This is a genomic window from Vibrio sp. OPT46, from assembly GCF_015163535.1.
GTDB classification, from domain to species: Bacteria; Pseudomonadota; Gammaproteobacteria; order Enterobacterales; family Vibrionaceae; genus Vibrio; species Vibrio alginolyticus.
Genome location: NZ_JADDYG010000856.1, coordinates 210 through 2,783 on the forward strand (window position 1 = coordinate 210; position 2,574 = coordinate 2,783).

Below are 2,574 nucleotides of genomic sequence, written 5' to 3' on the forward strand. Positions count from 1 at the left end.
ATTGTTTCCGAAGAAACTATTTGGATTATCATCAACGAGTGCCCACACAGATTGATAGGTTCTTATTTTTAAAGAGCTTTTCTAACATTTTCAGCAACTTAGTTGCTCGTCGTTAGGGGTGCGTATCTTACTTCACACCGTGAGAGAGTCAAGCATTTTTTTCAAATTTCTTTTCTCTCAATTCCGACTCGCTGTGTGACTTTCGTCTCACTCCGTGTCGGTGGATGCGCAGTATAGGGAGTTGAGAAATTAGTACAAGCGTTTTTTGCAAATAAAAAACCAATCGGTCACAAATTAGCCAAAAGTGCGATATTTGCATATTTCTTCGTCACATTTGAGACATATCACAGCAATTGGTTGGAAAAACACCAACCATATACGTAAGATTCATGTGTCTATTCTGTTAATGGACAATCGATCTCTTTATCACTATGTGTAGTAATTAAAATGACGTCTAAAAAAAATCTGATTTTATGTGTTGGGCTGGCCATCGTTGGGGGAATCATCTTCTCTCAATTCATCATCCCACCAGCCTTGAGCTTCCTCATTGGTGTTATCGCTACTGCTTTTCTTTTTTCATTTTCTAGCAAAACACCTGTTCTTCAATCTTCGGATCCTGATCCTTCAACTAAAACGCTGTATGTCGGCAACCTTCCTTATAAGGCCAATGAGAGTCATGTTCGCGATTTGTTTGCTGAATATGGACAGGTCTATGCAGTACGTTTAATGAAAGATAAGCGCACTGGAAAAAGAAGAGGGTTTGGTTTTGTCGTGATGGCTGCGGCAGATGCCAAGCCAGCTATCGCTAAACTTAATGAAAAGGAATATATGGAAAGAACGCTAAAAGTTAGAATTGCGAACGATCCTAAACATCCGGATGGTGGTAAACCTGAACAGGATTAAAACCTAGCTTCTTTAAACAAATGTTCAGTGCATCTTCCTGCCAAGGAGTTGCACTGGCATAAATCGACTTACTTCCCTCTTCTGTATCCTCAATTTCATCACTTAATAGCAATGCTTTTACTCGACGTGCAATCGCTGCGCCTGAATCAATTAAAGTAACGTCTCCACCCAAAGCTTGATGAATCTCCTCTTTGATTAAAGGGAAGTGAGTACAACCGAGCACCGCAACATCGACTTTATCGCGAAGGGGAAGCAGGATATTTGTCAGTTCGTCGAGAGAAACGCTGTTGCCTCGCAACTTCTCTTCGGCCATATCTACCAAGCGAGTTGATCCCACCAGCTCAACTGGTTTGCCTTGCGCAAAGTCCCGTATTAACTCGTGAGTATATTGGCGTGTTACTGTCGCCGGAGTGGCGATCAGCCCTACCCCTTTTGATGCTAAAAGCGATGCGGGTTTAATCGCAGGGACAACACCAACAACGGGAATCGATAAATTTTCGCGTAAGGAAGGAAGCACTATGGTGCTCGCCGTGTTGCAAGCAATGACGACAATGTCGGCTTGGTGTTCTTCGACTAAAGAAGAGACCAGTTGGTTAACTCGTGAAACGAGTACAGCCTGATCGAGTTCACCATAAGGGTAAGCCTGATTATCGAATAAGTATAAGTAGTCTAGCTGGGGCAATAGGCGATGTATCTCTTGGAATACAGAAAGACCACCAACACCAGAGTCAAAAACTAGGACTTTTTTCTTACTTGCTACTCGCACGAGTCTTACCTAAAGAACAGAAACGTTGCGATCATACTGCGTAGATTTGTTTTGGCAATGCTTTAGCATGGTATCTTTGATGGCTGAATCTATCTCCAGATTCTACATTTCGCTTCGTCAACTCGATATGTCCTTGAAAAGATGGCGAAGACGTGACCAATGTGTGAAATTCACCATTTTCCCCACAGGGATCAATTTGACTTGGTAATGACTCTATTAGGGCTTTGTCATACCAGCGACCACACCATTCTGGAGGGAGAACTCTTCCGTCGATGGTGATTAACATCGTTTGAATACCACGCTCTATGATTTCCATCGCTAGTTTTTCGCTGCTCTCCCCTAATAGAGGAAAGACGCATTCCCAGCCAACAGGTTCAATATAGCTGCGTCGGTAATCGGCAATGCCATTACAAAACATATCACCAAATGCGACAGCTTCTATGTTCAGACCACTACTTTGTAATGCATTAACGATGGTCGATTGATAAATGTCGTTACTTGGAAAGATTTCAGGTAGCTCGATAGTAATGAGCGGAAGCGCAAGTAAGTCTGCTTGCATTTGTACGACTTCAAGCGGAGTTGCTTGGAAAGGGACTTCTTTCCCTACGTAAGTCGTGTACAAACCGACAACTTGATAATTTGGATTCTCGTTAAGGCGCTCAAGCGTTAATGTCGAATCTTTACCACTGGACCAGCTGATCACAACTCGCTTGGGTTTCTTCATTCGATTTTCCACCACAAAATATTAAAAACCGCCCGAAGGCGGTTTGTGCTCATTCACGATTAGAATTCGTAGCCAACGTTGAGATAGTACGCTCGCTCTGCAGCAGGGTAACCTTTTGCCATCTCATACTCTTCATCAAGTAGATTATCGATACGAGCACTAATAGAGGTCGACTCATTCG

At 42.9% G+C, this 2,574-nt stretch carries 3 protein-coding genes; 1 reads left to right on the top strand and 2 read right to left on the bottom strand.

Annotated features, from left to right (window positions below; genetic code table 11):
• Positions 1-447: 447 nt before the first annotated feature.
• Complete coding sequence (locus IQR33_RS30195) at positions 448-903, top strand: RNA-binding protein (RefSeq protein ID WP_017636066.1); 456 nt, start codon at positions 448-450, stop codon at positions 901-903.
• Here the strand turns inward: IQR33_RS30195 and murI are convergent.
• Together murI and IQR33_RS30205 are read right to left on the bottom strand one after the other, a co-directional pair.
• Positions 866-1,669, bottom strand: a complete 804-nt coding sequence (gene murI / locus IQR33_RS30200; protein WP_017636067.1) for a glutamate racemase — start codon at positions 1,667-1,669, stop codon at positions 866-868. The genes IQR33_RS30195 and murI overlap by 38 nt on opposite strands.
• A gap of 31 nt (positions 1,670-1,700) precedes the next feature.
• Positions 1,701-2,393 (bottom strand): ATPase, encoded by a 693-nt coding sequence (locus IQR33_RS30205; RefSeq protein ID WP_017636068.1) that lies wholly within the window; start codon positions 2,391-2,393, stop codon positions 1,701-1,703.
• Between the last annotated feature and the right edge of the window lie 181 nt (positions 2,394-2,574).

Excerpts from the sequence above, each read along its gene's own strand:
- IQR33_RS30205 (WP_017636068.1), bottom strand. The coding sequence starts at position 2,393 with ATGAAGAAACCCAAGCGAGTTGTGATCAGCTGGTCCAGTGGTAAAGAT.
- IQR33_RS30195 (WP_017636066.1), top strand. The coding sequence starts at position 448 with ATGACGTCTAAAAAAAATCTGATTTTATGTGTTGGGCTGGCCATCGTT.